The organism is Actinosynnema sp. NPDC037264 (genome assembly GCF_055603705.1).
This window is the reverse complement of sequence record NZ_JBVJVK010000003.1, coordinates 273291-292950: the sequence shown is the minus strand read 5'-3', so window position 1 is coordinate 292950 and position 19660 is coordinate 273291. Positions and strand designations below refer to the sequence as shown.

At 72.9% G+C, this 19660-nt stretch carries 23 protein-coding genes and 1 pseudogene; 9 read left to right on the top strand and 15 right to left on the bottom strand.

Going from position 1 to position 19660, the window contains the following annotated elements; genetic code table 11:
- Positions 1 to 85 precede the first annotated feature (85 nt).
- Together ACZ7GX_RS05880 and ACZ7GX_RS05875 are read right to left on the bottom strand one after the other, a co-directional pair.
- Complete coding sequence (locus tag ACZ7GX_RS05880; RefSeq protein WP_498773304.1) at positions 86 to 1096, bottom strand: iron-siderophore ABC transporter substrate-binding protein; 1011 nt, start codon at positions 1094 to 1096, stop codon at positions 86 to 88.
- A gap of 82 nt (positions 1097 to 1178) precedes the next feature.
- On the bottom strand, positions 1179 to 2507 hold the full coding sequence (locus tag ACZ7GX_RS05875) for a lysine N(6)-hydroxylase/L-ornithine N(5)-oxygenase family protein (protein ID WP_498773302.1): 1329 nt from the start codon (positions 2505 to 2507) through the stop codon (positions 1179 to 1181).
- Between the two features lie 140 nt (positions 2508 to 2647).
- Here ACZ7GX_RS05875 and ACZ7GX_RS05870 point away from each other — a divergent pair, with 140 nt between their 5' ends.
- Positions 2648 to 4324: an ABC transporter ATP-binding protein gene (locus ACZ7GX_RS05870; RefSeq protein WP_498773300.1), complete on the top strand. Its 1677-nt coding sequence runs from the start codon at positions 2648 to 2650 to the stop codon at positions 4322 to 4324.
- Positions 4321 to 6048 carry an ABC transporter ATP-binding protein gene (locus ACZ7GX_RS05865; RefSeq protein ID WP_498773468.1) on the top strand — a complete coding sequence of 576 codons (1728 nt, stop codon included), beginning with the start codon at positions 4321 to 4323 and terminating at the stop codon, positions 6046 to 6048. The genes ACZ7GX_RS05870 and ACZ7GX_RS05865 overlap by 4 nt, the downstream gene beginning before the upstream one ends.
- Positions 6049 to 6235: 187 nt before the next feature.
- On the opposite strand, the gene ACZ7GX_RS05860 is transcribed toward ACZ7GX_RS05865, so the two are convergent.
- The 5 genes and pseudogenes from ACZ7GX_RS05860 to ACZ7GX_RS05840 form a co-directional block, all read right to left on the bottom strand.
- Positions 6236 to 6424, bottom strand: a complete 189-nt coding sequence (locus tag ACZ7GX_RS05860) for a hypothetical protein (RefSeq protein ID WP_498773298.1) — start codon at positions 6422 to 6424, stop codon at positions 6236 to 6238.
- Between the two features lie 157 nt (positions 6425 to 6581).
- A pseudogene (locus ACZ7GX_RS05855) lies at positions 6582 to 6690 on the bottom strand (response regulator transcription factor); the annotation flags it as partial.
- Positions 6689 to 6838 carry a DUF247 domain-containing protein gene (locus ACZ7GX_RS05850; protein ID WP_146173846.1) on the bottom strand — a complete coding sequence of 50 codons (150 nt, stop codon included), beginning with the start codon at positions 6836 to 6838 and terminating at the stop codon, positions 6689 to 6691. The gene ACZ7GX_RS05850 and the pseudogene ACZ7GX_RS05855, both read right to left, overlap by 2 nt.
- A gap of 104 nt (positions 6839 to 6942) precedes the next feature.
- Entirely contained in the window at positions 6943 to 7929 is a 987-nt protein-coding gene (locus ACZ7GX_RS05845) for a LacI family DNA-binding transcriptional regulator (protein WP_498773296.1), read from the bottom strand.
- Between the two features lie 156 nt (positions 7930 to 8085).
- Positions 8086 to 8322 carry a hypothetical protein gene (locus tag ACZ7GX_RS05840; RefSeq protein WP_498773294.1) on the bottom strand — a complete coding sequence of 79 codons (237 nt, stop codon included), beginning with the start codon at positions 8320 to 8322 and terminating at the stop codon, positions 8086 to 8088.
- Between the two features lie 84 nt (positions 8323 to 8406).
- On the opposite strand from ACZ7GX_RS05840, the gene ACZ7GX_RS05835 reads away from it, so the two are divergent.
- Complete coding sequence (locus ACZ7GX_RS05835) at positions 8407 to 8946, top strand: MOSC domain-containing protein (RefSeq protein ID WP_498773292.1); 540 nt, start codon at positions 8407 to 8409, stop codon at positions 8944 to 8946.
- A 10-nt stretch (positions 8947 to 8956) separates the two neighbouring features.
- Here the strand turns inward: ACZ7GX_RS05835 and ACZ7GX_RS05830 are convergent, their stop codons facing one another.
- Positions 8957 to 9097 carry a DUF6928 family protein gene (locus ACZ7GX_RS05830; protein ID WP_498773466.1) on the bottom strand — a complete coding sequence of 47 codons (141 nt, stop codon included), beginning with the start codon at positions 9095 to 9097 and terminating at the stop codon, positions 8957 to 8959.
- Between the two features lie 122 nt (positions 9098 to 9219).
- On the opposite strand from ACZ7GX_RS05830, the gene ACZ7GX_RS05825 reads away from it, so the two are divergent.
- The 5 genes from ACZ7GX_RS05825 (at position 9220) to ACZ7GX_RS05805 (ending at position 12506) form a co-directional block, all read left to right on the top strand.
- Positions 9220 to 9969, top strand: a complete 750-nt coding sequence (locus tag ACZ7GX_RS05825) for an SDR family NAD(P)-dependent oxidoreductase (protein WP_498773290.1) — start codon at positions 9220 to 9222, stop codon at positions 9967 to 9969.
- Positions 9970 to 10093: 124 nt separating this feature from the next.
- Positions 10094 to 10468, top strand: a complete 375-nt coding sequence (locus ACZ7GX_RS05820) for an SSI family serine proteinase inhibitor (protein ID WP_498773288.1) — start codon at positions 10094 to 10096, stop codon at positions 10466 to 10468.
- 205 nt (positions 10469 to 10673) lie between these two features.
- On the top strand, positions 10674 to 11333 hold the full coding sequence (locus tag ACZ7GX_RS05815; protein ID WP_498773286.1) for a hypothetical protein: 660 nt from the start codon (positions 10674 to 10676) through the stop codon (positions 11331 to 11333).
- Positions 11320 to 11832 (top strand): phage holin family protein, encoded by a 513-nt coding sequence (locus ACZ7GX_RS05810; RefSeq protein WP_498773284.1) that lies wholly within the window; start codon positions 11320 to 11322, stop codon positions 11830 to 11832. Before ACZ7GX_RS05815 ends, ACZ7GX_RS05810 begins: the two co-directional genes overlap by 14 nt.
- Entirely contained in the window at positions 11808 to 12506 is a 699-nt protein-coding gene (locus ACZ7GX_RS05805) for a DUF3618 domain-containing protein (RefSeq protein WP_498773282.1), read from the top strand. The genes ACZ7GX_RS05810 and ACZ7GX_RS05805 overlap by 25 nt, the downstream gene beginning before the upstream one ends.
- Before the next feature lie 48 nt (positions 12507 to 12554).
- On the opposite strand, the gene pcaC is transcribed toward ACZ7GX_RS05805, so the two are convergent.
- Genes pcaC through ACZ7GX_RS05770 form a run of 7 tightly spaced genes read right to left on the bottom strand, consistent with a single transcriptional unit; the run spans position 12555 to position 17888 of the window.
- Positions 12555 to 12917 (bottom strand): 4-carboxymuconolactone decarboxylase, encoded by a 363-nt coding sequence (pcaC, locus tag ACZ7GX_RS05800; protein ID WP_498773280.1) that lies wholly within the window; start codon positions 12915 to 12917, stop codon positions 12555 to 12557.
- On the bottom strand, positions 12914 to 13663 hold the full coding sequence (gene pcaD / locus ACZ7GX_RS05795; RefSeq protein WP_498773278.1) for a 3-oxoadipate enol-lactonase: 750 nt from the start codon (positions 13661 to 13663) through the stop codon (positions 12914 to 12916). Before pcaD ends, pcaC begins: the two co-directional genes overlap by 4 nt.
- Positions 13660 to 15048 carry a 3-carboxy-cis,cis-muconate cycloisomerase gene (pcaB, locus tag ACZ7GX_RS05790; RefSeq protein ID WP_498773276.1) on the bottom strand — a complete coding sequence of 463 codons (1389 nt, stop codon included), beginning with the start codon at positions 15046 to 15048 and terminating at the stop codon, positions 13660 to 13662. Before pcaB ends, pcaD begins: the two co-directional genes overlap by 4 nt.
- Positions 15023 to 15598 (bottom strand): protocatechuate 3,4-dioxygenase subunit alpha, encoded by a 576-nt coding sequence (gene pcaG, locus ACZ7GX_RS05785; protein ID WP_498773274.1) that lies wholly within the window; start codon positions 15596 to 15598, stop codon positions 15023 to 15025. Before pcaG ends, pcaB begins: the two co-directional genes overlap by 26 nt.
- Positions 15591 to 16313: a protocatechuate 3,4-dioxygenase subunit beta gene (gene pcaH / locus ACZ7GX_RS05780; RefSeq protein WP_498773272.1), complete on the bottom strand. Its 723-nt coding sequence runs from the start codon at positions 16311 to 16313 to the stop codon at positions 15591 to 15593. Before pcaH ends, pcaG begins: the two co-directional genes overlap by 8 nt.
- A 31-nt stretch (positions 16314 to 16344) precedes the next feature.
- Positions 16345 to 17067 carry a CoA-transferase subunit beta gene (locus ACZ7GX_RS05775; protein WP_498773464.1) on the bottom strand — a complete coding sequence of 241 codons (723 nt, stop codon included), beginning with the start codon at positions 17065 to 17067 and terminating at the stop codon, positions 16345 to 16347.
- A gap of 23 nt (positions 17068 to 17090) precedes the next feature.
- The gene (locus tag ACZ7GX_RS05770; protein WP_498773270.1) at positions 17091 to 17888 is read right to left on the bottom strand and encodes a CoA transferase subunit A; all 798 of its coding nucleotides are present in this window, start codon (positions 17886 to 17888) and stop codon (positions 17091 to 17093) included.
- A gap of 196 nt (positions 17889 to 18084) precedes the next feature.
- Between ACZ7GX_RS05770 and ACZ7GX_RS05765 the strand changes: the two genes are divergently transcribed.
- On the top strand, positions 18085 to 19653 hold the full coding sequence (locus ACZ7GX_RS05765; RefSeq protein ID WP_498773268.1) for a DUF4331 domain-containing protein: 1569 nt from the start codon (positions 18085 to 18087) through the stop codon (positions 19651 to 19653).
- The last annotated feature ends 7 nt before the right edge of the window (positions 19654 to 19660 follow it).

The following is a 19660-nucleotide window of genomic DNA, read 5'->3' as shown; positions in this document are numbered from 1 at the left end:
CCTTCCCGTTCCTTCCCGACTTCCCCGCACGCACACCGCGGGTGGGGGTGCACGCCGGCACCCCCACCCGCGGTGGATCCGCCGACTAGTTCTTGATCGCTTCGAGCAGCGGCACGACCTGCTCGATGCCGTAGGGCACGCTCAGCACCGTGTTGAACGACATGGCCGCGCCGATCGGCGGGTCCATGTAGGTGAGGAACAGGTCGCGCTTCTCGCTGACGACCTTGAGCCGCTGGTAGGCGGGCACGGACTTGACCCGCTCCCACGCGCTCTGGTCGAACATGAGCCACACCAGGCGGTCGGCGTCGAGCAGGTCGAACCGCTCCTCGCTGAACTCGGCCACGTTCAGCTGGCCGGCGAGCTTGCCGATCTCGTCCACGAGGGTGAAGCCCAGCTCCTTCATGAAGATGGCCTTCGGGTCGGTCGGCGCGAACGCGGAGTACTGGCCGGGCTTGAAGCTGTCGGCCACCACCATCTTCTTGCCGGCCCACTCGGGGTGCGCGGCCTTGGCCTCGCCGAACTTCTTCGCGACGCCGTCGATCAGCGCCTGCGCCTCCTTCGCCTTGCCCAGCGCCTTGCCGATGTGCAGGGTCTGGTCCTGCCACGGCGCGGCGTAGTCCGGGAACGCCTTGGGCTGCGCGACCACGGGCGCGATCTTGGACAGCGTGTCGTACTGCTCCTGCTTCATGCCGGAGTAGACCGCGAGGATCAGGTCGGGCTTGAGCGCGGCGACCTTCTCCAGGTTGTACTCGTCGCGCTCGCCGACGACCTCCGGCTGGGTGGAGCCCCAGAGTTCCTTGGTCCACGGCCAGTTGCCGTAGGGCCGCTCCTTGAACCAGTCCACGACCCCGACCGGCTTGACCCCGAGGGCCAGCACGGGCTCCTGGTCGGACAGGCCGAGCGTGACGACCTTCTTCGGCTCGGCCTTGATCTCGGTGGTGCCGTACTTGTGCTCGACCGAGACCGGGAACGCGCCGGTGGAGGCCGCGTTGGTCTGGCTCGTCCCGCCGGAGCCGGCGTCGCCGCCGCCCCCGCAGGCGGCCAGCGCCAGCGCTGCGGCCGAGACGGCCGCGACCAGCTTGAACTTCGTGGACATCACAGGGTTTCCCTTTCGGAGGCGCGGCGGCGCGCCGCTGTACCAGGTTAGGTTTGCGTAACCTAACAAACTGCGGGGCGTTTCAGCTCACCCGTGAGACGCTGATCGCGTATTCGGGCGGCGAGGGCACTGCCGGCGTGCGGCGGCCGAGCACGGACTGGAGGATCTCCCCCACCCGCACGGAGGTGTTGGACAGCAACGACGACGAGATGCCGTGGGTGTGCTCGGTGCCGCCCTGGAGGTAGAGGCCGGCCAGCAGGTCGTCGTCGGTGTCCAGGCGGTAGTCGCGGCCGACGCCGAGCCTGCCGTGCGCGTCGCGGGCGCAGCGGCCGGCCAGCTCGCCGAGCAGCCCGGTCGGGTCGGCCTCGCGGTAGCCGGTGGCGTAGACGATCGCGTCCGCGTCGAGCACCTCGCGCGCGCCGGTGCTCAGCGACTCGACGGTCACCACCACGCCGTCCCCGCGGTCGTCCAGCTCGGCCACGCGGGAGAGGTTGAGCAGCCGCAGCCGCTGCTCGCCCAGCACCTTCTCCCGGTACACCCGCCGATACAGCTCGGCGATCAGCTCGTTGTCGACCACCGCGTAGTTGGTGTTGCCGTGGTAGTCCATCAGCTTGCGCTTGACCTGCTCGGGCGCGGCGAAGTAGTCGTCGACGGCGGCGGGGTCGAAGATCCGGTTCGCGAACGAGCTGTCGTCGGCCGGGCTGTAGCCGTAGCGGGCGAACACCGCGCACACCTCGGCGGCCGGGAACCTCTCGTGCAGGAACGCGGTGACCTCGGCGCCGCTCTGCCCGGCGCCGACCACGACGAGGCGGCGCGGGTCGGCCAGCGACTCGACGCGGTGCAGGAAGTCCCGGTTGTGCCAGACCCGCTCGGACGGCCGGACGCCCTCGGGCAGGGCCGGGCGCAGGCCGGTGGCCAGCACCAGGTTGCGGGCGCGGCGCACCTCCACCTCGCCCGTCGACGTGCGCGAGACGACGTCGAAGTGCGTGATCACGCCGTCCTCGACCACCGGCCGCACCTCCACCACGTCGTGGTCGTAGGACACCAGGTCGTCGACGCGGCCGGCGGCCCACTCGAAGTAGTCGTGGAACTCGACCCGCAGCGGGAACAGGTTCTTGTGGTTGATGAAGTCGACCAGCCTGCCCTTGCTGTGCAGGTAGCTCAGGAAGGTGAAGGTGCTGTGGGGGTTCCGCAGCGTCACCAGGTCCTTGAGGAACGAGACCTGCATGGTCGCGTCGTCGATCAGCATCCCGCGGTGCCAGCCGAAACGCGGCTGGCGTTCCAGGAAGTGGGCGGTCACCACGTCTTCGGCACGCGCGGTGGCGTTGTACTCGGTGACGGCGATCGCGAGGGCCAGGTTGGAGGGCCCGAAGCCGACGCCGAGGACGTCGAAGACCGGTGGCTGTGGCATGGCTGTCCCATCGGTGCGAGAACAGGGCGTGATCAAACTTTGGTTACCCTAACCTAAGTTGATCCTCCGCGGGAGTGATCCAGGCCTCTCTTCTGATTAGGGTAGCCTCACCTAGCACTCAGCGGAAGGCGGGCACAGGGGTGAAAACCGACCTCAGGACCGATGTCCTCAAGGGTGCGGTGACCGGGCAGTGGAAGTCGGTGACCGTCGCGTCGGCGCTCGGCGCGGCGCACCAGGCCGGCGAGGCCGCGGTGCCCCTCCTGATCGGCGTGGTGATCGACGAAGCGGTGCGCACCGGCGCGAGCGGGCGGCTGGTGCTCTGGATCGGCGTGCTGGCCGCGGTGTTCGTGGCGCTGTCGTTGAGCTTCCGCTTCTCCTTGCGCAGCGGGGAGAACGCGTCGCACCAGGCCGCGCACGAGGTGCGGTCGACGTTGGCCGCGCGGGTGCTCTCGGCGGACGGCGGCGCGGCGCACGGCAGGCTGTCCGGGGAGCTGGCGAACATCGCGACCAGCGACGCGCAGCGCGTCGGGCAGGTGAACCTGGCGCTGCCCATCGCGTTCTCGGCGGTGATCGGCGTGCTGGTGGGCGCGGTGGCGTTGCTGCGGGTGTCGTGGGTGCTCGGGCTGCTGGTGCTGGTGGCCGCGCCGGTCCTGCTCGGCCTGGCGCACGTGCTCGGCAAACCACTCGAACGGCGCAGCGACGCCGAGCAGGACCGGGCCGCGCTGGCGTCCGGGGTCGCGGCCGACCTGGTCGCCGGGCTGCGGGCGTTGAAGGGCATCGGCGCGGAGGCCACGGCGGCGCGGCGGTACCGGGTGACCAGCCGGTCGTCCATGGAGGCCGCGATCCGCGCGGCCAAGTCGCGGGCCTGGCTGGACGGCTCGATGCTGGCGATGACCGGCGTGTTCCTGGCGATCGTGGCGCTGGTCGGCGGGCACCTGGCCGCGGCGGGGACGATCACCGTCGGCCAGTTGGTGGCCGCGGTCGGGTTGGCGCAGTTCCTGCTGTGGCCGCTGTCGATCTTCTCCTGGGTCAACGGGCTGCTGGCGCAGGGCCGGGCGTCGGCGGCGCGGGTCGCCGAGGTGCTGGCGGCTCCCCCGGACGTGCCGCCGGGTTCGTCGCCCCTGCCGTCACCGGTGGCCGGGCGGGTCGAGCTGACCGACGTGGTGTCCGGGTCGTTGCGCGGTGTGTCGTTGACCGCGTCGCCCGGCGAGCTGCTCGGTGTGGTCGCCCGTGATCCGGCGGACGCGGTGTCGTTGCTGGCCGTGCTGGCGCGGGAGGTGGACCCCGCGGCCGGCGCGGTGGCGGTGGACGGCGTGCCGCTGTCCACTGTGGAGGGTTCGGCGCTGCGGGCGGCGGTGCTGGTCGCGGCGCACGACGCGGACCTGTTCGAGGGGTCGGTGCGGGACAACGTGGCGGCCGGCGGGGCGAGGCTGGGCGAGGCGTTGGAGGCGGCACGGGTGGACGACGTGGCGCGGGCGTTGCCCGACGGGTTGGACACGGTGATCTCGGCACGCGGCCGGTCGCTGTCGGGCGGGCAGCGGCAGCGGGTGGCACTCGCGCGCGCCCTGGCCGCCGCTCCCCCGGTGCTGGTGGTGCACGACCCGACGACCGCGGTGGACGCGGTGACGGAGGTGTCGCTGGCCGCCGGGATCAAGCGGATGCGGGCCGGGTCGACGACGATCGTGGTGGCCACGAGCCCGGCGCTGCTGGCCGCCGCGGACCGCGTGGTGTTCCTGGCCGACGGCGCCGTCGTCTCGTCCGGCGCGCACGCGGACCTGGTGGCGGACGAGGACTACCGACTGGTGGTGTTGGGCTGATGCGCGAGTTGCTGGCGACCGCTTCCGCCGCCCGGACGTGGGCGGCGGTCGGCGACCTGGTCCGGCCGCGCCGCGCGTTGGCGTGGGCGGCGCTGCTGGTGCTGCTGGCGGGCACGGCGGTGGGGCTGCTCACCGCGCCGGTGCTCGGCCGGATCGTGGACCTGGTGGGCGCGGGGTCCTCCGCCATCGCCTGGCCCGTGGTGGTGTTGGTGCTGGTCGCGGTCGTCCAGGGCGTGTCGACGGCGTTCGGCACGTCGTTGGTGGCGCGGCTGGGCGAGGGGATGCTCGCCGACCTGCGCGAGAAGTTCGTGGAACGGGCGCTGCACCTGCCGCTGGAGCGGGTGGAGAAGGCGGGCTCCGGCGACCTGACCTCGCGGGTGACGCGGGACGTGCAGGTGATCGCCGACGCGGTGCGCAACGCGTTGCCGGTGATGGCGCGCTCCGCGCTGACCATCGGGCTGACCGTCGTCGGCATCGCGGTGCTGGACTGGCGGTTCCTGATCCCCGTGCTGCTGGCGATGCCGATCCACGTGCACACCGTGCGGTGGTACGGCGGGCGCGCGGTGAAGCTGTACGCGGCGCAGCGCGTCGCCGTGGGCGTGCAGCAACAGCAGTTGCTGGACTCCATCGGCGGTGCGGCGACCGTGCGGACGTTCGGGTTGGCCCCGGCGCACGTGGCGCAGGTCCGGTCGCGGTCGCAGCAGGCGGTGGACCTCGCGTTGCGCGGCATCCGGCTGCTGACCCGGTTCTACGGTCGGCTCAACGCGGCCGAGTTCATCGGGCTGGCGGGCGTGCTGGTGACCGGGTTCTGGCTGGTCGGCGCCGGTACGGCGTCGGTGGGCACGGCGACCGCCGCGGCGCTGTACTTCCACAGCCTGTTCAACCCGATCAACGCCGCCCTGGCGCTGGCCGACGACGCGCAGGCCGCCACCGCGTCGCTGTCCCGGCTGGTGGGCGTGACCGACGAGCCGATGCCCGTGCTGGAGGGCCGGGTGCGGCCCGCGGACACCACGATCAAGCTGGCCGGCGTCTCGTACTCCTACGTGGACGGTCACCCGGTGCTGCGGGACGTCGACCTGGAGCTGGCCGCGGGCGAGCGGGTGGCGCTGGTCGGGGCCTCCGGCGCGGGCAAGACCACGTTGGCGAAGCTGATCGCGGGGGTGCACGAGCCGACTACGGGGTGCATCAGCATCGGCGGGGTGGAGCTGGCGTCCGCCGAGCGGTCGGTCGCGTTGATCACGCAGGAGGTGCACGTCTTCGCCGGTCCGCTGGCCGAGGACCTGCGGCTGGCCCGTCCGGGGGCCACCGACGACGAGATCGGGGCGGCGTTGGCGCGGGTCGGGGCGCTCGGCTGGGCCTCCGCGCTGCCGTCGGGCCTGGCGACCGTGGTCGGCGAGGGCGGGCACCGGTTGACCGTGGCGCAGGCGCAGCAGCTGGCGCTGGCACGGCTCGTGCTGGCCGATCCGCCGGTGGCGATCCTCGACGAGGCGACCGCCGACGCGGGCAGCGCGGGCGCGCGCGAGCTGGAGGAGGCGGCGGCGCGGGCGTTGGACGGGCGGACCGGCCTGCTGGTGGCGCACCGCCTGACCCAGGCCGTGACGGCGGACCGCGTGGTGGTGATGGAGGCGGGCCGGGTGGTGGAGAGCGGCACGCACGAGGAGCTGCTGGCCGCCGGCGGTCGGTACGCCGAGCTGTGGGCGGCCTGGTCGGGCACCCGGTCCTGACGCCGCCGGTTGGCCGGGACGCCTGGTGCGTGGAGCCGCTGTGCGCGAACGGGTCGGCGTGCCGCCGCCCGGCGGGGTTGTTCGACCAGCAGGACCGGCCGCGTCAGCTCGACGGGCTCCCGGCCGTTCCCAGAACTGGAACAGCCGGGAGCCCTCGGAGGATCGGGAACAGCGGGGCGAAGTGCTGCTAGCTCACTAGTCGTCCTCGGCGCCGTGGATGATGACGCGCCGCGCCGCCCGCCTTGCCACCCGGCGTGTTGATCGCGGTGACGCGGTCGCCCTGCGCGATCTCCGAGGCCGACACCCGCTCGCCGCGCTTGAGCACCGCCGTGCCGCCGGTCGCGACCCACGGCACGGTGCGGTTCTCGTCGGTCATGCGGGTCCTCGGCGACGGCGCTCGCCGGCAGGGCGAAGCCGGCGACACCGACATCAACAGGACTTCGGCGAAAACCCCTCCGTAGCAACGATCCCGCCACCCACACGCGGCGACAGCACCAGCGAACTCAACACCCGCACCGAGCCCTGCCACCGTCGCAAGACGGCCCGGCACACGTCGTCACCGTGCACCTCGGGCAGGTCCCGGTCCAGCACCACCACGTCGTACCGGGTCATCGCGACCCGCTCCAGCGCGGCGTCGCCGTCAGAACAGCACGATCAGCAGGATGATCGCGAGGACCACCGCGATCACGGTCGGGATGGTGGCGGGCGACCTGCGGTAGTGCCGCTCCACCGACGTGGTGCGGAACCAGCTGTGCGGCAGGCGGCGGCGATGGCGTTCAACCCAAGGCATTGTCGACTCCCAACGTCGTTCCGTCCCCCTGACGATCACCCGGGTGGTACCCGGGACGGACCGCCGTCAAGCCGAAACGTGTCGTCGGCGACGAAAAGCGCCGATCAGCCCGTGCGGCGGGCGACGAAGGTCGTCGGCAGCACGACCGGTTCCCGCGTCGGCGCCGCGCCTTCCAGCCGGGACAGCAGCAGGCGCGCGGCGGCCTCGCCCATCTCCCGCATCGGCTGGCGCACCGTGGTCAGCTCGGCGTGCGCGGCGATCGGTATGTCGTCGAAGCCGACCACGGCGACGTCGTCGGGCACCTTCCGCCCGGCGGCGTTGAGCGCCCGGATCACCCCGAGCGCGGACAGGTCGTTCTGCGCGAAGACGGCGTCGAAGCGCAACCCGGTGGCCATCAGGTTCTCGGTCGCCACCGCGCCGCGGTCGGTGCCGAAGTCGCCCTCCACCACCAGCCGCGGGTCGACGTGCACGCCCGCGGCCCCGAGCGCGTCCAGGAACCCGTCCAACCGCTCGCGCACGCACCCGAAGTTCGCCGGCCCGGTCACCACGGCGAACCCCGTGCGGCCGGCCGCCACCAGGTGCTGCGCCGCCGCCTGCGCGCCCTCCCGGTTCGTCGTGCACACCGACGGGAACCCGGGCCGGCTGCCCCGGTCGTCGATCATCACGACGGGCAGCCCCTGGTCGTGCAGGGTCTCGATGTAGCTCAACGTGTCCGGCGGCTCGATCACCAGCAGCCCGTCGAACGCCTTCGCGGACACGTGGCTGGCGAACTGCGCCAACGACTCGGCACCCCGGTTCACGGTGTAGAGCAGCAGCCCGTAGCCCTCGGCCTCCAGCTCGTCCACCGCGCCCTGCACCACCTCACCGGCCCACGGCCAGGTCAACGACGGGACCAGCATCCCCACCGTCCTCGCCCGCCCGCGCGCCAGCCCGACCGCACGCGCGCTGGGCACGTACCCGACGTCCGCGATCACCTGGCGCACGCGTGCCGCGGTCGCCGCGTCGACGTCCGGCTTGCCGTTGAGGACGCGGGACACGGTCGCCTTGCTCACCTGGGCGCGTTGGGCGACTTCGGCGATCGTGACTCGCACAGTGCACTCCTCGACTACGGTCAACGGCGACCCGGAACCGGTACCGAAACCGGTTACGGACACGCAGTCAACCGCTCCGTGCACGCAGCGTCAAGAGTCGGGAAGCCGAGGACGACCCGGACAGGCGCGCCCCGTTCGTGCGTCGGCCGGCACGGGTCAGGCGAGCACCGCGCGGCCCGCGGGCGTCAGCTCGGCCGGGACCCACGGCCCGGAGTCGTCGCGTTGCGCCGGACGGAGCAGCCCGGCGTGCGCCAGCTCCCGCGCCGCGCCCTGGTCGCAGCACAGCAGGCCGTCGACCTTCAGGTCGGGCTCGCTGCTGCGGGTCACCTCGGCGCGTCCCGCGGCGACCGCGCGCAGCAAGGCGCGTGCCCGGTGGTTCAACTCGTCATCCATGATCTTCACCGTCGTCCCCAGAAAGATGTGCACTGCTCATATCGCCGCCGGGCCCGAAAGTCTTACTTCGGTAGGGTCGGGCGCATGGGGACGATCACGGCCGTGAGCCGGAGCGGGGAGTACACGTTCACCAAGCCCAACCAGGACTCGATCACCCTGCTCGCCGGGCTCGGCGTCGAGGGCGACGTGCACCAGGGCGTCACGGTGAAGCACCGGTCGCGCGTCAAGCGCGACCCCACGCAGCCGAACCTGCGCCAGGTCCACCTGATGCACGCCGAGCTGCACGACGAGCTGAACGCCTCGGGCTTCCCCGTCGAACCGGGCCAACTGGGCGAGAACGTGACGACGCGCGGTGTCGACCTGCTCGCGCTGCCGACCGGCACCCGCCTGCACCTGGGCGCCGAGGCCGTGGTCGAGGTGACGGGCCTGCGCAACCCGTGCCCGCAGATCGACGGGTTCCAGGACGGCCTGCTCAAGCAGGTCGTCGGCCGCGACGAGCACGGCAACGTGGTCCGCAAGGCGGGCATCATGTCGGTCGTCCTCGTGGGCGGCGAGATCCGCCCCGGCGACGAGATCCGGGTCGAGCTCCCCAGCGAACCCCACAGCCCCCTCGCACCGGTCTGAGACCCGGTCTTCACCTCGGGTCGGTCACCCGGAACCCGTGCAGGAGCACCTGGTCCGCGTCGACGTCCGCCGCGTCGGGCAGCCCTTCCAGGACGAAGCCGAACAAGGCCCGCAACGCGTCCTCGCCCAGGTCGAGCGGATGGCAGGGCAGAGCAAGAACCCGGACGGTACCGCTCGGCCCGGTGACCGGACCGGGAACCCTTGGCGAGCACCCGAACTCGGGTTCGGCCGGCGCGAAGGGCGCGCGCCCTTGTGGCGCTACCCTCCGTGCCCGTGACAGGACTTCTCGTCAACACGGTCGCGCTCGTCACCGGGGCCGGTGGGCTCATCGGGCACGGGATCGCGGCGCGGTTCGCGCGGGCCGGTGCGGCGGTGGTGGCGCACAGCCGGCGCAGTGACGTGTCGGAGCTCGTCGCGCGGATCACCGAGAGCGGCGGCCGGGCGATCGGGATCCGGGCCGACCTCGCCGACGAGGACGAGTGCCGTCGGCTGGTGCGTGAAGCGGCGGAGTGGGGTGGCCGGCTGGACGCGGTGGTCAACAACGCGGGCGTGCAGCCGGTGCAGGACCTGCCGGGCATGACGGCCGCGCAGTGGCGCGCGGTGGTGGACGTGAACCTCACCAGCGCGTTCTCCTGCACGCAGGCCGCCGCCGAGGTGTTGCCGGCGGGCGGTTCGGTCACCCACATCGCCTCGGTCGAGGGCTCGCGTCCCGCCGCCGGGCACGCGCACTACAGCGCGTCCAAGGCCGCCCTGATCATGCACGCGCGGTCGGCCGCGCTGGAGTACGGGCCGCGCGGCATCCGCGTCAACACCGTCTCACCCGGCCTCGTCGACCGGCCCGGGCTGGCCGAGGACTGGCCCGACGGGGTCGACCGGTGGATGAGGGCCGCGCCGCTCGGCCGGCTCGGTCGACCCGAGGACGTTGGTGACGCCTGCGTCTTCCTCGCCTCCCCGATGGCGTCCTGGATCACCGGAAATGACCTGGTGGTGGACGGCGGGATCAGCGCGCGACCCACTTGGTGAGCTATTCCGGACGAATTGGAAACGTTAATTCACAGATTACGACATCCCGGTGAGATGGGAATCCGTCCGAATACGTGCCACCCGATCGGGTCACCCCGGGGCCATGCGACGAACACGAACCCTCATGGCTTCCCTGTTCGCGTCCGGCCTGCTGGCCGCTCCGCTGATCGCCACCGGGACGGCGGCCGCCGCGCCGCCGGAGACGGACCTCGTGCTGGCGGTCTACCAGGAGGAGACCGGTGTCGAGAGCACCCGGCTGACCTGCGACCCTGCGGCGGGCGACCACCGCGCGGCGCAGGCCGCGTGCGGTGAGATCGCGGCCGCCGACGGTGACTTCACGCAGTTGGCGGGCACCGAGCCGCAGGTGTGCACGTTCGACTACCGGCCGGTGACCGTGGTCGCGTTCGGCTCCTGGCGCGGCACTCCCGTGCAGTACGTGGAGGAATTCCCGAACGAGTGCGTGATGGAGCAGGAGACGGGCACCGTCTTCTCGTTCTGACCGACTGACCGGATAATCAACCGACTACCCACGACGACCCTGCGGCCGAAACACCGGCCGCAGGGTCGTCACACATTTTTCGACTATTCCGCGGCAGCGCGCGAACGGCGGCGCGCGCCGGGACCGCCGTCATCGCGAAGGAGATTAGGCGTCGGCCACGGGGGTAGCTGGGTAGGGAGAGCACGCCGACCTTGAGGAGTCAGTCGTGGACGAGAACCAGGTGGGTGCGGTCCGCGAGACCGCCGGACAGGAGGGCGCGGCCGTGGCGCAGCACGCCAGGCAGGCGGCCGGTGACGTGCGTTCGACCGCGCGCGAGCAGGTCGGGCAGGTGGCCCACGAGGCGACGGGCCAGGCCAAGCACGTGGTGCACGACATGCGGGAGCGGGTCGCGACAGAGGCCGAGGAGCAGGCGCGGCGCGTGTCGCGGCAGATCGACCGGATCGCCGACGAGCTGGGCACGATGGCCGACGGCTCGGGCCCCGACTCGCTGACCGCGGGCGCGTTGCGCCAGGTCTCCGACGCCGGTCGGCAGGCTGCGCGGTACCTCGACGAACGGGGTGCGCGCGGGCTGCTCGACTCCGCCCAGGACTTCGCGCGGCGCAAGCCGGGGACGTTCCTGATCGGCGCGGCGGTGGCCGGTTTCCTGGTCGCCCGCGCCGCGAAGAGCATGAGCGCCTCCGACCAGCCGCAGCAGGTGCAGCGCGGCTACACCGACCAGGTGCCGACGACGCCGGTGACCACGCCGACCGCCGTGCCGCCGCCGAGCGCGACGCCGTCGTCACCGTCGCCGGTGCCGTCCGAGTACGGCGCGCCGACGCCGCGCGCCCCTTACCAGCCGGAGGGATCGCCGTATGTCCAGCGCTGAGACGACCCGCTTGGCCGGTGGGCGGGTACCGCGGGGGCAGGTGCCGGAGAGCCGCGTGCCGAGCGGCGCGGTACCGGCGACCGGAGCGACACCGCCTCCCGGAGCCGTGCCGCCGGTCGAGGAGGAGCCCTCGCTGGGCCGGCTCGTCGGCGACCTGGCCGAAGACCTGTCCCGGCTGATGCGCCAGGAGCTCGAGCTCGCCAAGGCCGAGATCCGGCAGGAGGCGACCAAGGCGGGCAAGGCCGCCGGGATGCTCGGGGCGGCCGGTTTCGCGGGCTACATGACCGCGGTGCTGCTCAGCCTCGCGCTGGCGTTCGGCCTGGCGACGTTCATGGGCCTGGGCTGGGCGACGCTCGTCGTCGCCGTGCTGTGGGCCGTCGCCGGGTTCGCCCTGTTCTCCACCGGCCGCGCTCGGCTGCGGAAGGTCAACCCCAAGCCGGAGCGCACCATCGAGACCTTGAAGGAGGACGCGGAATGGGCCCGTCACCCGACCAAATAAGGCACGACATCGACCGCACCCGCGCCGAGTTGGTGGCGGACGCCAACCGGATCGTCGACCATGCCAGGCCGCGCAACATCGCGCACCGCCGGGCCGACCGGGTCCGACACCGCATGAGCACGTTGAAGGAGCGAGTCATGGGCACGGTTCCGGAGACCGCCGCCACGGTGCAGGACCGGACGGCGGGCATGGCCACCACCGTCGGCGAGCGCGCGCAGGACGCCGCCTCAACCGTCGGGGACAAGGCCCAGCAGGCCGCGTCCACCGTCGGCGAGAAGGCACAAGAGGCCGCGCACGCCGTGCAGCAGGCGCCCCACCAGGCACGGCAACAGGCCCGCGGCAACCCGCTGGCGGCGGGGCTGATCGCGTTCGGCGCGGGTGCGCTGGTCGCGACGCTGATCCCGGCGACGCGGGCCGAGCAGGACGCCGTCCGACAGCTCAGCGAACGCGCCAGTGGCGCCGTCGAGCCGGTGAAGGAGGCGCTGACGGAGTCCGCGCAGAAGCTGAAGGACGACGCCGGCACGATGGTCGGCGAGGCCGCCGACCAGGTCAAGCAGGTCGCCCAGGAGGCCACGCAGACGACCGTCGAGCAGGCCAAGGGCTCGGCCCAGGAGGTCGGCCAGCACGCCCGCCAGTCCGGGCAGCAGGTGAAGTCCGAGGTCCGCGGTCAGTGATCGACTCGCCGACGGCGCCGGCCCCGTGCCGGCGCCGTCGGCCGCAGGTCAGTCCGACGCCAGGATCGGTTGGGCCACGGCGAACGCGCGGTTCGCGGCCGGGACGCCCGCGTAGACGCCCACCTGCAGCAGCACTTCCTTGATCTCCTCCGCCGTCACGCCGTTGCGCAACGCCGCGCGCACGTGCATCGCCAGCTCGTGCTCGTGCCCCAGCGCGGCCAGCACCGCCAGCGTGACGCAGGACCGCGCCCGCCGGTCCAGGCCGGGCCGGGTCCACACCTCGCCCCACGCGTAGCGGGTGATGAAGTCCTGGAAATCCGCGGTGAACGCGTCGGTGTTCGCGACCGCCCGGTCGACGTGCTCGTCGCCGAGCACCTCCCGCCGCACGCGCATGCCCTCGTCGAAGCTCACAGGTGCGCCTCCAGGATCGCCGACACCTCGTCGGCCGCCTCCACGTTCGCCAGGTGCGCCCCGGGCACGACGTGGAACGACGCGCCCGGCACCGAGTCGGCGATGAAACGACCCCAGTCCGGTGGCGTGGCCTCGTCGTCCGCACCCGCGACGACCACCGTCGGCGCCTCGATCACCGGCAGCACGGACCGCAGGTCCATCGCCGCCAACGCCTCGCAGCACGCCGCGTACCCCTCGTCGTCCACTTCGGACAGACCGGCCTCGAACGCGGCCACCACCTCGGGCGAGCGGGAGCGGAACGCCGGGGTGAACCAGCGACCGGCGGCCGCGGCCGCGATCGAACCGGTGCCCGACGACCGCACGGCCGCCGCGCGGTCCAGCCAGGGGCGCGCGCACGGGAACCCGGCCGCCGTGCAGCACAGCACCAGCCGCTCGATCCGCTCCGGCGCGTGCCCGGCCAGCCACATGCCGACCATGCCGCCCATCGACACGCCGCAGTACGACACCTTGGCCAGCCCCAGCGCGTCCAGCAGCTCCAGCACGTCGTCGGCGAGGTCGTCGATCCGGTACGGGCCGGGCCCCGCCGGGGAACCACCGTGGCCCCGGTGGTCGTAGCGCAGCACCCGGAACCGCCGGTGCAGCACGGGCAGCTGCCGGTCCCACAACGCGGTCGTGGTGCCCAGCGAGTTGCCCAGGACGAGGACCGGCGCGTCCGGCGGCCCGCTCAACTCGTAGTGCGGCTTCACGGCCGGCTCCTCCCCCGGTGCGCCGCGAGGGCGCGGTCGGTGAACTCGCCCGCGGCGCCGGTGTACCCGGCCGGGTCGAGCGCGTCGTCTATCTCCTTCTCCGACAAGCCGATCCGCAGGTCGGCCAGCAGCGCGTCGCGCAGCGAAAGCCCGGCCGCCACCGCGGTCCGGCACACCTCGGCGACCAGCTCCTGCGCCTCCGACCGGCCGATCCGCCTCGCCAGCCGCACGGCCACGTTCTCGGCCATCAGCAGCCCGCCGGTCAGGTCCAGGTTGCGGCGCATCCGCTCCGGGTCGACCCGCAACCGCGACAGCAGCTCACGGGTGCCGCGCACCGCGCCGCCGACCAGCCGCAGCAGCTCGGTGACGGTCTGCCACTCGCTGTGCCACGCGCCGGCCGCGCGTTCGTGCTCCTGCGCCATCGCCGACAGCACCGTGGCCACCAGCCCCGGCACGCGGCGGGTGCACGCGGTCACCAGCACCGCGCGCACCGGGTTGTGCTTGTGCGGCATCGCCGACGACGTGCCGCCGTCGGCCTCGGCCACCTCGGCGACCTCGGTCTGCGCCAGCAGCACCACGTCCTGCGCGATCTTGGCCAGCACCCCGGACGCCTCGCCGAGCGCGCCCGCCAGCTCGGCCACCCTGGTCCGGTTGGTGTGCCACGGGATCAGCGGCGCGGTCAGGCCGAGCTGGGCGGCCAGCTCCGCGGTCAGGTCGCCGCCCGGGCCGACCGCGGCCAGCGTGCCCGCCGCGCCGCCGAACTGCACGGCCAGCCGCTGCGTGCGCACGCGGGTCAGGGCGGTCTCGGCCTCGTCCACCGCGACCAGCCAGCCCGCGCACTTGAGCCCGAACGTGGTCGGCAGGGCGTGCTGGGTCAGCGTGCGGCCGGCGATCAGGGTGTCCCGGTGCCGTCGCGCGAGCCGTTCGCACTCGGCGGCCACGCCGCGCAGCCCTTCCAGGATCGGCCCGAGCGCGCGGAACGCGACCAGCGACAACGCCGTGTCGAGCACGTCCTGGCTGGTGGCGCCGTTGTGCACGGCCGCACGCCCCTCGGGGGTGACGTGCGCGCCGATCGCCCGGACCAGCGGCACGACGGGCGTGCCCGACGTGAGGGCGCCCTCGCCGAGGGCGACCGGGTCGTAGTGGCCGACGTCGATGGCCGTGACGACCATCCGGGCGGCCTCCTCGGACACGATGCCCGCCCTGGCCTGCACGATCGCCAGCGCGCGCTCGAAGTCCAGCATGGCGCGCAGCCACGCCCGGTCGCAGGTCTCGTCGTCCACGTCCGGGTCGGTGAACAGCGTGCCCCAGAGCGAGCGCGTGCCCGGTTCGCGCGGCCCGGACGACCGGCCGCCGTGCTCAGAGGTCGAAGAAGACGGTTTCATGCTCCCCTTGCAGGTGGATGTCGAAGCGGTAGCCAGGTGGCTCCGTCTCGGCGATGAGCGTGGGCCGCCTGGCCGGGTCGATCGAGGTGAGCACCGGGTCGTCGGCGTTGGCCTCCTCGTCGGGGAAGTAGATCCGGGTGACCAGTCGCACCAGCATGCCCCGGCAGAACACCGACACGTCGAGGTGGGGTGCCTGCACGCCGTCCGCCGCCGCACCGCCGCCGGTCGCGGGCAGCGGGCCGGGCTTGACGGTCAGCAGCGAGTACCGCCCCTCGGGGTCCGTGGCGCTGCGGCCGAAGCCGCGGAAATCCTTCCAGCGCACCGCGCCGCGCGGGTCGTCGGGGTGGTCGAACCGGCCCTCGGGGTCGGCCTGCCAGGTCTCGACCACCGCATCGGGCACCGGCACGCCCGCGCCGTCGTACACCGTCCCGGCGATCCGGAACGCGCCCGGCGTGCCCTCGGGCACCACGTACGGGCCGTCGGGCCACACCAGGCCGAACGAGAAGAACGGGCCGACGGTCTGCGACGGGGTCGTCCGGAGCTCACTCATCGTCGTCCTCCTCGTCCAGCGGCGTGGGGTTCTTGCCGCGCAGCACGATGTCCCACCGGTAGCCGAGCGCCCACTCGGGCACGGTGGTGTCCAGGTCGAACCGGGCCACCATCGCCTCGCGGGCCTTCGGGTCGCGGACCGAGTTGAAGATCGGGTCGTGGGCGCACAGCGGGTCGCCCGGGAAGTACATCTGGGTGATCAGCCGCTGGGTGAACGCGGTGCCGAACAGCGAGAAGTGGATGTGCGCGGGCCGCCAGGCGTTGTCGTGGTTGCGCCACGGGTACGCGCCCGGCTGGATGGTGGTGAACGAGTACCGGCCCTCGGCGTCGGTGACGACGCGGCCGACGCCGGTGAAGTTCGGGTCCAGCGGCGCGGGGTGCCGGTCGGCGTCGTGCCGGTACCGGCCGCCCGCGTTGGCCTGCCACACCTCCAGCAGGGTGCCCGCGACCGGCCGGCCGTCGCCGTCGAGCACGCGGCCGGCGACGATGATGCGCTGGCCCTGCGGCTCGCCGTCGTGGCCGAGGGTCAGGTCGTTGTCGTGCGGACCGACGCGGCCCTCGCCGAGCAGCGGCCCGGTGATCTCGCCGAGCCGCTGCGGCAGCAGCTCGAAGGGCCGGTGCGGCGCCCGCAGCACGTTGGACCGGTACTCGGGGAAGGCCACCGGCGGGTGTGACGGCGTGTCCGGCCGGTAGGTGTGCGGCAGGTGGGTCGGCACCGTTCTCCTGTTCGTCGTGCCGAGGGGTGGTCTAGCGGGTCAGCTCGCGGAGCACGGCGAGTTCGCGGTCGGTGGGTGGTTCGCCGCGGTCCAGCTCGTCGGCGACCTTGAGGTCCCACCCGGTGCGCTCGCGCGCGGTCGCCAGGTCGACGCCGGGGTGCAACGAGGTCAGCACCAGCTCGCAGGTGCGCGGGTCGGGCCGCAGCACGCCGAGGTCGGTGATCACCAGTCGCGGCCCGGCGCCGGTCAGGCCGAGCTCCTCGCGCCCGCCCGGCCCGGAGCCGAAGCCGAACGAGGTGACGAAGTCGACCCGCTCCACGAACGCGCGTTCGGTCTGCCGCACCACCACGACCACCTCGCGGCACGACGCGGCGATCTCCGGGGCGCCGCCCGCGCCGGGCAGCCGCACGCCGGGGTTGCGGTAGTCGCCGCCGATCACGGTCGTGTTGATGTTGCCGAACCGGTCCAGCTGGGCCGCGCCGAGGAAGCCGACGTCGATCCGGCCCGGTTGCAGCCAGTAGTTGAAGATCTCCGGCACGCCGACCACGCTGACCGCGGTGTCGGCCAGCACGCCGTCGCCGATCGACAGCGGCAGCCGGTCCGGCTTCGCGCCGATCGTGCCGGACTCGTAGACCAGCACGAGGTCCGGCGCGTGCGTGCGGCGGGCCAGGTTGGCCGCGGTGCTGGGCAGGCCGATGCCGACGAAGCACACCGCTCCGTCGCGCAGCGCCCGCGCCGCCGCGACCGTCATCATCTCGTCGGGCGTGTACCGCGCGCTCACGCGACGCTCTCCAACCACTGCGCGAACCGGTCCCGGTCGCGGCTGATCTCGTCCCACGCCACGTAGAAGTCGTTGTCCCGCACCGAGTAGTCGTGCGCGTAGGACGGGTGCGCGCCGCCCGGCGCCTCGGCGACGTAGTCCACCACCCAGGACGGCAGCACCACCGCGCCCGGCCGTGGCTCCAGCTCGTCCACGACCTCCTCGACGGTGACGAGCGAGCGGGTCGCGGCCAGCACCGCCTCCTTCTGCACGCCCGTGATGCCCCAGAGCTGCACGTTGCCGTGCCGGTCGGCGCGTTGGGCGTGCACGACGGCGGCGTCCAGCCGGAGCGCGGCGACCGCGGTCAGCACCTCCCCGGTGAACGGGCAGGTCACCGAGGCGATGTTGGCGGTCTGGGCGGGCAGGTCGGTGCCGGTGTAGCCGCGCAGCACGGCGAACGGCAGCCCGGACGCCGCGGCGACGTACCGGTTGGCCATGCCCGCGTGGCTGTGCTCCTCCAGCTCCAGCGGGCGCGGCCAGCCGTGCTGCACGGCGTCGCGGAACCGGTGCAGCGAGCCGACGCCGGGGTTGCCGCCCCACGAGAACACCAGCTTGCGCGCGCAGCCCGCGCCGATGAGCTGGTCGTAGAGCACGTCGGGGGTCATCCGGACCAGGGTCAGGTCGCGCCTGCCCTGCCGGATCACCTCGTGCCCGGCGGCGAACGGGATCAAGTGCGTGAACCCCTCGAAAGCCACGGTGTCGCCGTCGCGCACGACCTGCGCGACGGCCTCCGCGAGGGGTGCGATGGTGGCCAATCCGACCTCCGGGGCGCGCGGCCGGAACCGGCGGTTGTCGTGCGGCTGACGTGGGCGAACGCTAGGGAGCGCGCCGGCGGCGGGTCAACGGGATCTTCCACTCACCGGAAGCCCCGACCCCCTACCTTCTGAACCGGACGTGCCCGCGGGCCGAACTGCCTCATGTCAGCTCGCGCATCCGATGAAGGGATCGAGCATGTCCACACCGCTCACCGGCCGCCGCGCCGCCAAGGCGGTCGCGCTGGCCGCGGTCGGCGCCACGGCCCTGGCCACCGGTCTGCTCGGCGCGTCCGGTGCGGCCGCGTCGAGCCACCGCGAGGCGCCGCTGATCGCGGGCGACCCGGCGGTCGACAACACCGACGTCTACGCGTTCGTCAGCCCCGACCACCCGGACACCGTGACGCTGATCGCGAACTTCTCCCCGTTCCAGGAGCCGAACGGCGGCCCGAACTTCTACCCCTTCGCGACCGACGCGCGCTACGACCTGAACGTCGACAACGACGGCGACGCGCGGGCCGACCTCACCTACCGCTTCACGTTCCAGAACGACGACCGGCGCGGCAAGTCGACGTTCCTCTACAACAACGGCGCCGTGACGTCGCTGGACGACGAGAACCTGCTGTTCCGGCAGACCTACGCGCTGGAACTGGTCGACCGGCGGGGCGCGTCCACGAAGCTGGTCAGCAAGGGCAGGGTCGCACCGTCCGACACCGGGCCGAAGTCGATGCCGGACTACCGCGCGTTGCGCGACCAGGCCATCACACCGATCCGGGGCGGCGCGAAGGCCTACGTGGGGCAGGCGGACGACTCGTTCTTCCTCGACCTGCGGGTGTTCGACCTGCTCTACGGCGGCGACCTGTCCGAGGTCGGGCAGGACACGCTGCGCGGTTTCAACGCCAACACCATCGCGTTGCAGGTGCCGAAGGCGTGGCTGGCGTTGAAGGGCGACGCGAAGCGCAACCCGGTGATCGGGGTGTGGGGCGACACCGAGCGCCGCTCGATGGAGCTCAGCCCCGGCCGCTACCGGGCGCACGGCGACTGGGTGCAGGTGTCCCGGCTGGGGAACCCGCTGGTCAACGAGGTGGTGGTGCCGGCGGGGCTGAAGGACAGGTTCAACTCGCTGACACCGGACCAGGACGGCAGGGTCGAGGAGCTCGTGGACCGGGTGGCGAACCCGGAACTGCCCGCGCTGGTGGAGGCGATCTACCGGGTCCCCGCGCCGAAGGGCCGCCGCGACGACCTGGTGGAGATCTTCCTGACCGGCATCACCACCGAGCTCGGCGGTCCGATCAAGGCCGACCTGAACTCGCAGGTCCTGAACGCCGACGTGGACGAGCGCGAGTTCGTGCCGTCCGAGCAGCTGCGGCTGAACATGGCGGTCCCGCCGGCGGCCGAGCCGAACCGCCTCGGCGTGCTCGTCAAGGACAACCAGGGCTTCCCCAACGGGCGCAGGCTGTCCGACGACGTGCTGGACATCGGGTTGCAGGCGCTGGAGGGCGCGGCGGTGAACGGCGTGGTCGAGGCACTGGCCGCCGGCGACAAGGTGGACGCGAACGAGAACGCGTTCGAGAAGCGGTTCCCGTACGTGGCCCTGCCGAACAACACCGCGGTCAACGCGGGCGGCACGGAGGTCGCGATCAAGCCGACCGCGGGCGGCGGCGTCCCGACCGCGCCCCTGTTGAGCGGGCTGCTCGCCATCCTGCTGATCGGCGCCGGGGCCTGGGTCCTGCGCCACCGCGTCCAGCAGGACCCCCCGACCGAGTAGTCCCCGT

Coding starts and splice junctions, on each gene's coding strand:
- pcaB (WP_498773276.1), bottom strand. CDS start 15,048: ATGAAACCGTCTTCTTCGACCTCTGAGCACGGCGGCCGGTCGTCCGGG.
- ACZ7GX_RS05860 (WP_498773298.1), bottom strand. CDS start 6,424: ATGACCGACGAGAACCGCACCGTGCCGTGGGTCGCGACCGGCGGCACG.
- ACZ7GX_RS05850 (WP_146173846.1), bottom strand. CDS start 6,838: ATGCCTTGGGTTGAACGCCATCGCCGCCGCCTGCCGCACAGCTGGTTC.
- ACZ7GX_RS05810 (WP_498773284.1), top strand. CDS start 11,320: ATGTCCAGCGCTGAGACGACCCGCTTGGCCGGTGGGCGGGTACCGCGG.
- ACZ7GX_RS05875 (WP_498773302.1), bottom strand. CDS start 2,507: ATGCCACAGCCACCGGTCTTCGACGTCCTCGGCGTCGGCTTCGGGCCC.
- ACZ7GX_RS05820 (WP_498773288.1), top strand. CDS start 10,094: ATGGCTTCCCTGTTCGCGTCCGGCCTGCTGGCCGCTCCGCTGATCGCC.
- ACZ7GX_RS05805 (WP_498773282.1), top strand. CDS start 11,808: ATGGGCCCGTCACCCGACCAAATAAGGCACGACATCGACCGCACCCGC.
- ACZ7GX_RS05775 (WP_498773464.1), bottom strand. CDS start 17,067: ATGATGACGGTCGCGGCGGCGCGGGCGCTGCGCGACGGAGCGGTGTGC.
- ACZ7GX_RS05880 (WP_498773304.1), bottom strand. CDS start 1,096: ATGTCCACGAAGTTCAAGCTGGTCGCGGCCGTCTCGGCCGCAGCGCTG.
- ACZ7GX_RS05765 (WP_498773268.1), top strand. CDS start 18,085: ATGTCCACACCGCTCACCGGCCGCCGCGCCGCCAAGGCGGTCGCGCTG.
- ACZ7GX_RS05840 (WP_498773294.1), bottom strand. CDS start 8,322: ATGGATGACGAGTTGAACCACCGGGCACGCGCCTTGCTGCGCGCGGTC.
- ACZ7GX_RS05835 (WP_498773292.1), top strand. CDS start 8,407: ATGGGGACGATCACGGCCGTGAGCCGGAGCGGGGAGTACACGTTCACC.
- pcaG (WP_498773274.1), bottom strand. CDS start 15,598: ATGAGTGAGCTCCGGACGACCCCGTCGCAGACCGTCGGCCCGTTCTTC.